3 protein-coding genes and 1 riboswitch are annotated in these 6,570 nt (G+C 74.8%); all 3 genes read right to left on the reverse strand.

The window, feature by feature from the left end; genetic code table 11:
- Positions 1-12 precede the first annotated feature (12 nt).
- From cobN to G5C65_RS28665, 3 genes are read right to left on the reverse strand one after another with little or no spacing between them, the layout of a single operon-like run.
- The gene (gene cobN / locus G5C65_RS28655; protein ID WP_165301945.1) at positions 13-3,678 is read right to left on the reverse strand and encodes a cobaltochelatase subunit CobN; all 3,666 of its coding nucleotides are present in this window, start codon (positions 3,676-3,678) and stop codon (positions 13-15) included.
- A complete protein-coding gene (locus G5C65_RS28660) occupies positions 3,675-5,213 on the reverse strand; it encodes a cobyric acid synthase (RefSeq protein WP_165301946.1) in 1,539 nt (512 codons plus the stop codon). The genes cobN and G5C65_RS28660 overlap by 4 nt, the downstream gene beginning before the upstream one ends.
- Complete coding sequence (locus tag G5C65_RS28665; protein WP_165301947.1) at positions 5,200-6,165, reverse strand: cobalamin biosynthesis protein; 966 nt, start codon at positions 6,163-6,165, stop codon at positions 5,200-5,202. The genes G5C65_RS28660 and G5C65_RS28665 overlap by 14 nt, the downstream gene beginning before the upstream one ends.
- Before the next feature lie 149 nt (positions 6,166-6,314).
- Positions 6,315-6,438: riboswitch (cobalamin riboswitch) on the reverse strand.
- Positions 6,439-6,570: the final 132 nt, after the last annotated feature.

The following is a 6,570-nucleotide window of genomic DNA, read 5'->3' on the forward strand; positions in this document are numbered from 1 at the left end:
GGGTGCGGGAGGTCACTCGTCGCCCTCCAGCTCGCCCTCAAGCTCCAGGTACGTCTCCCGGAGCCGGTCCAGCGTCGCCTGGTCCGGCTCCTCCCACAGGCCGCGCTCGGCCGCTTCCAGCAGCCGCTCCGAGATCCCGCGCAGGGCCCAGGGGTTGGACTTCTTCATGAAGTCCTGGTTCTCGGCGTCGAAGACGTACTCGGCCGCCAGCTTCTCGTACATCCAGTCGTCGACCACGCCCGCCGTGGCGTCGTAGCCGAACAGGTAGTCCACGGTGGCCGCCATCTCGAAGGCGCCCTTGTAGCCGTGCCGGCGCATCGCGCTCATCCAGCGCGGGTTGACCACCCGGGCGCGGAAGACGCGGTGTGTCTCCTCGCCGAGCGTCCTCGTCTTCACCTGGTCGGGCACCGCGCTGTCGCCGACGTACGCCTCCGGGGCGTCCCCCGTCAGATGGCGCACCATGGCGACCATGCCGCCGTGGTACTGGAAGTAGTCGTCGGCGTCGGCGATGTCGTGCTCCCGGGTGTCCACGTTCTTCGCCGCCACCTGGATCCGGCGGAACGCCGTCTCCATGTCGCCGCGCGCCGCGCGCCCGTCCAGGCCGCGCCCGTACGCGTAGCCGCCCCACACCGCGTACACCTCCGCCAGGTCGGCGTCGGAGCGCCAGTTGCGCGCGTCGATCAGGGGCAGCAGGCCCGCGCCGTAGGCGCCCGGCTTGGAGCCGAAGATGCGGGCCGTGGCGCGCCTCCGGTCGCCGTGCTCGGCCGTGTCCTGGTCGGCGTGCGCCCGTACGTAGTTGGACTCGGCGGGCTCGTCCAGTTCGGCCACCGTGCGGACCGCGTCGTCGACCAGGCCGACCACGTGCGGGAAGGCGTCCCGGAAGAAGCCGGAGATCCGCACCGTCACGTCGATACGGGGCCGCCCCAGCTCCTGGAGGGGCATCACCTCGAAGCCGGTCACCCGGCGCGAGGCGTCGTCCCACACCGGGCGGCAGCCCAGCAGCGCCAGGATCTCCGCGATGTCGTCGCCCTGGGTGCGCATGCAGGACGTGCCCCACACCGTCAGCCCGACCGAGCGCGGGTAGTCGCCGTTGTCGTCCAGATGGCGCTTCAGCAGGGAGTCGGCCAGGGCGCTGCCCACGTCCCACGAGAGGCGCGAGGGGATGGCCTTGGGGTCGACGGAGTAGAAGTTGCGCCCGGTGGGGAGCACGTTCACCAGGCCGCGCGTGGGCGAGCCGGAGGGACCCGCGGGGATGTAGCCGCCGTCCAGCGCGTGCAGCACGTTGCCGATCTCGTCCGTCGTCCGGGCGAGCCGCGGCACGACCTCCTGGCAGGCGAACTCCAGCACCCGTACGGCGTCGGTCACCGGCTGCCCCAGCACGCTCTCCACGACCGGGCCCACCGCGTCCGCGGCCCACTCCCGGGCCTCCATCTCCTCGGCCAGCGAGCGGGCCAGCTTCTCCAGCAGGTCGACGGCGTCGGAGGCGGTCCGCGCGGGGCCGTCCACCAGCGCGGTCAGCGCGTCCGGCACGGCCACCCGGGCGCCCGGGTCGGCCAGCAGATCGGACTCGACCAGCCCGACGTGCGCGGCGAGGGCGGCCCGCAGCCCCGGCAGCGCCCCGCCGACGCCGCCCCACACCTGTGCGGAGCGGAGCACCGCGAGGGCCAGGTTGACGCGCGGCTCGCCCTGTGGACCGCCGCCCAGGATGTGCAGCCCGTCGCGGATCTGCACGTCCTTGATCTCGCACAGCCAGCCGTCGATGTGCATGACGAACTCGTCGAACTCGTCCTCGTCCGGCTGCTCCTCGACATGCAGGTCGTGGTGGAGCTCGGCGGCCCGTACGAGCGTCCAGATCTGGCTGCGCACTGCCGGGGCCTTGGCGGGGTCCAGGTCGGACACCAGGGCGTACTCGTCCAGCAGCTGCTCCAGCTTGGCCAGGTCGCCGTAGGAGTCGGCGCGGGCCATCGGGGGCACCAGGTGGTCCACCACCGTGGCGTGGCCGCGCCGCTTGGCCTGCGTGCCCTCGCCGGGGTCGTTGACGATGAACGGGTAGACGAGCGGCAGGTCGCCCAGCACCGCGTCCGGGGCGCAGCCCGCTGACATGCCCAGGCCCTTGCCGGGCAGCCACTCCATCGTGCCGTGCTTGCCCATGTGCACGACCGCGTCGGCGCCGAAGCCCCCCTGGGACACCGCGGTCTCCATCCACCGGTAGGTCGCCATGTAGTGGTGCGACGGCGGCATGTCCGGGTCGTGGTAGATGGCGATGGGGTTCTCGCCGAAGCCGCGCGGCGGCTGGATGAGCACCACGACGTTGCCGAACTGGAGGGACGCCAGGACGATGTCGTCCCCGTCGACGTACAGCCCGCCCGGCGGCTCGCCCCAGGACTCCACCATGGCGTGCCGCAGCGCGGGGTCCAGGGTGGCGAACCACTCCTGGTAGTCCCGCAGCGGGACGCGTGCCGGGGCGGCGGCCAGCTGCTCCTCGGTCAGCCACTCCACGTCGTGCCCGCCGGCCGCGATCAGCCGGTGGATCAGCTCGTCGCCGCTGTCGGGGTAGCCCTCCACGCCGTATCCGGCGTCGCGCAGCGCGTCGAGCACCCGCACGGCCGAGGCGGGGGTGTCCAGGCCGACCGCGTTGCCGACCCGCGAGTGCTTCGTCGGGTACGCGGTGAACACCAGCGCGACCCGCTTGTCGCCGTTCGGCTTGTGGCGCAGCGCGGCGTGCCGTACGGCGATCCCCGCGACCCGCCGTGCGCGCTCCTCGTCGGCGGCGTAGACGGGCACACCGTCCGGGCCCTCCTCCTTGAACGAGAACGGCACCGTGATCAGCCGCCCGTCGAACTCCGGAATGGCGACCTGCATGGCGGCGTCCATGGGGGAGAGCGCGGCGTCGGACTCCTCCCACGCCTTGCGGGTGCCCGTCAGGCACAGCCCCTGGATGAGCGGTACGTCCAGCTCGGCCAGCGCGCCGATGTCCCACGCCTCGTCGTCGCCGCCCGCGCTGGCGTCGCTCGCCCGGGAGCCGCCCGCCGCGAGCACCGTCGTCACCAGCGCGTCGCACCGTCCCAGCAGCTCGTACAGCGCCGGGTCGGCGCCGCGCAGCGAGCCGCAGTACACCGGCAGCGCGTTGCCGCCCCGCTCCTCGACGGCGTCGCACAGGGCATCGACGAAGGCGGTGTTCCCGGACAGCTCGTGCGCGCGGTAGAAGAGCACCCCGACCGTCGGCCTGCCCTCGCGCACGGGCCGCGCACCGCGCACCCCGAACTGCGGCATCGCGACGGGCGGCGCGAAGCCCTCGCCGCTCATCAGCACCGTGTCGGACAGGAACCGCGCCAGCTCGGTGAGGTTGTCCGGGCCGCCCTCCACGAGGTACTTCAGCGCCTCCGCGACCAGCCCGGCGGGCACCGTCGACTCGGCCATCAGCTCCGCGTCGGGGACGGACTCGCCGCCCAGCAGCACACACGGCAGCCCGGAGGCCCGCAGCGCGGCCAGCCCGTCCTCCCAGGCGCGCTTGCCGCCCAGCAGCCGTACGACCGCGACCCCGGCCCCCTCCAGCAGCGCCGGCAGCTCCTCGGCCACATCGACGCGCGTGGGGTTGGCGATCCGGTAGGCGGCCTGGGAGGCGCGCGCCGCCAGCAGGTCGGTGTCCGACGTGGACAGCAACAGAACAGTGCTCATGGGGCTCCCGGTCCGACAAAGGGAAGGCCCCGCGGGGCGCCTTCCTCGATGAGCCGCAGCAGCGCTGCGGTATCCGCGTGTTCCTCGATCAGATCGCCCAGGCGATCAAGCTGTTCCTCCCGCAGTGCGGCGAAGTCGGTGTCGGGCGCCGGCACGAAGGCGCGTCCCGCGTCGGCCGCCACCCGGCGCAGAAAGGCGCGCCGGAACGCGTCGGACTCCAGGGAGCCGTGCCAGTGCGTCCCCCACACCGCGCCGACGCGGCAGCCGTCGCCCAGGAAAGGCTCCCCGCCGAGCACGTCCGCCACGCCGTGGTGGATCTCATAGCCCTCGGCGCGCTCGCCCAGCGCGCCGCCCTCCGGCCGCGCCAGGGTCTTCTCCGGCGCGAACCGCACCCGCAGCGGCAGCAGCCCGAGTCCGTCGACCACTCCGGCCCGGGACTCGACGTCGTCCTCGATCCGCTCGCCCAGCACCTGGTAGCCGCCGCAGATGCCGAGCACCGGGCGGCCCTCGGCGGCCCGCCGGGCGAGTGCCGCGGCCAGCCCGCGCTCCCGCAGCCAGGCGAGCGCCCGCACGGTGCCGCGCGTCCCCGGCACGACCACCAGGTCGGCGTCGGCCAGTTCCTCCGGGCGGTCGCTGAACCGCACCACCACGCCCGGCTCGGCGGCGAGCGCGTCGACGTCCGTGAAGTTCGACATCAGCGGCACCGGCAGCACGGCCACCCGCAGCACGTCCGCACCGTGCGGCGGAGCGGCGCTCGACTCGCGCACCGTGCCGCGCAGGGAGACGCGCAGCCCGTCCTCCTCGTCGATGCCCAGGCCGTGCCGGAACGGCAGCACGCCCAGCGTCGGCCGCCCGGTCAGCCGCCGCAGCATCTCCAGGCCCGGCTCCAGCAGCGAGACGTCGCCGCGGAACTTGTTGACCAGATAGCCCGCGAGCAGCTCCTGGTCGCGCTCGCCCAGCAGTGCGGTCGTGCCGAAGAGGGACGCGAAGACGCCGCCCCTGTCGATGTCCCCGACGACCAGCACGGGCAGCCGCGCGGCCCGCGCCAGGCCCATGTTGACGATGTCCCCGCCGCGCAGATTGATCTCGGCCGGGCTGCCCGCACCCTCGCAGATGACCGCGTCGTGGGTGCGGCGCAGCTCGGCCAGGCAGTCGGTGACGGGCTCCAGCAGGTCCTCACGGCGCGCCGTGGAGCCGCCGCGGGTGCCGAAGTAGCCCCGGGCCGACATCTCGCCCACCGCCCTGCCCAGGACCACCACCTGGCTGGTGCGGTCCCCGCCGGGCTTCAGCAGCACCGGGTTCATCAGGGCGCTCGGCTCGACCCGGGCCGCCGCCGCCTGCATGGCCTGGGCCCGTCCGATCTCGGCGCCGTCCCGTGTGACATACGAGTTGAGCGACATGTTCTGTGCCTTGAACGGCGCCACACGGACCCCCTTGCGCGCCAGCCAGCGGCACACCCCGGCCGTCACGACGCTCTTGCCCGCGTCCGAGGTGGTCCCCGCGACCAGCAGTCCGCCGCCGTCACGCGCGCCCATTCCGCCCCCTCTCCGCCGCGGCACGGGCCGCCGCCGTGACGGCGAGGGCCAGCAGCCCGACCCGCCGCGACAGCCGTACCGCGCGCGCGATGTCCTCCGTGCGGACCGCGCGCCCCGGCCCGTTCAGCACCGGACGGTGCTCCATCCGGCCGCCGTAGGCCAGCGTGCCGCCCAGGCGCACACCGAGCGCCCCGGCGAACGCGGCCTCCACCGGGCCCGCGTTCGGGCTGGGGTGCCGGTGTGCGTCCGTACGCCAGGCGCGTACGGCTCCGCGCGGGTCGTCCCCCGCCGCGGCGGCCAGCAGCGCGGTGAGCCGCGCGCCGGGCCACCCGGCGACGTCGTCCATCCGGGCCGACGCCCAGCCGAAGCGGCGGTGGCGCGGCGAGGTGTGACCCACCATCGCGTCCAGCGTGTTGAGCGCCCGGAACGCGGCCATGCCGGGGAGACCGGCGAGCGCGCCCCACACCAGCGCGCCCACCACCGCGTCCGAGGTGTTCTCCGCGACGGACTCCACGACGGCCCGCGCCAGCGCCTCCGCGTCCAGCGCCTGCGGGTCCCGTCCGCACAGCCGCGGCAGCCGCTCCCGCGCCAGGCCGACGTCCCCGGCCTCCAGGGCGCAGCCGATCGCGCGCGCCTCGCGCACCAGGCTCGTCCCGCCGAGCACGGCCCAGGCCACGGTGGCCGTGGCGGCGGCGGAGGCGGCCGGGCGCCCGGTGCGCAGCGCGGCGCGCGAGACGGCGGCACCGGCGGCCGCGGCGCCGGACGCGCACAGCACGGCGAACACCGCCCCGGCGCCCCGGTCGTCGCGCCACATCCGGCGCTCCAGGGCCGCGGCGGCGCGCCCGAAGGCGGCCACGGGGTGGCCGCGCCGGGGGTCGCCCAGCAGCAGGTCGCCGAGGAAGCCGAGGGCCGCGCCGCAGGCGTACGGATGGGTTGTGTGGGAAGCCCGCATCGCTCAGCGGACCGCGGCCCCTCGGAGGAGCTCAGGTGCGGGTGGCGGCGCGGCGGCGCGCACGGTGACAGCGGGGGCGGCGGAATAGCCACGCATGGCAGGCGTCCTCACTCAGGGTCCTCGCCCTGGCTCGACGTGACCGGCGGTGAGAGTCTCCTGGCTCCCGGATCGACGCTCACTCCGCCTTCCAGCCGCACTGCGGCCGTGGCTCGAATGGAGGAGCGCTCCCCGGTGACAGTGGCGGGACCGCGCCGGATTCTCACCGGCTTCCTCTCCATGCCGCCGCTTGGCATGGGCAGTCCACCACGCCCGAGTGACCCCGTCAACTCGCGCCTGACCTGCGACGGGGCAAGTGTGTGCAGCGCCACGTCACGCCCCGCGCCTCTGGCGGGGCGCGGGGAGACG

The organism is Streptomyces boncukensis, assembly GCF_011045075.1.
Taxonomy (GTDB): domain Bacteria; phylum Actinomycetota; class Actinomycetes; order Streptomycetales; family Streptomycetaceae; genus Streptomyces; species Streptomyces boncukensis.

Bases quoted from the DNA above. Each gene is read 5' to 3' on its own strand.
- cobN (WP_165301945.1), bottom strand. From the start codon at position 3,678: ATGAGCACTGTTCTGTTGCTGTCCACGTCGGACACCGACCTGCTGGCG.
- G5C65_RS28660 (WP_165301946.1), bottom strand. From the start codon at position 5,213: ATGGGCGCGCGTGACGGCGGCGGACTGCTGGTCGCGGGGACCACCTCG.
- G5C65_RS28665 (WP_165301947.1), bottom strand. From the start codon at position 6,165: ATGCGGGCTTCCCACACAACCCATCCGTACGCCTGCGGCGCGGCCCTC.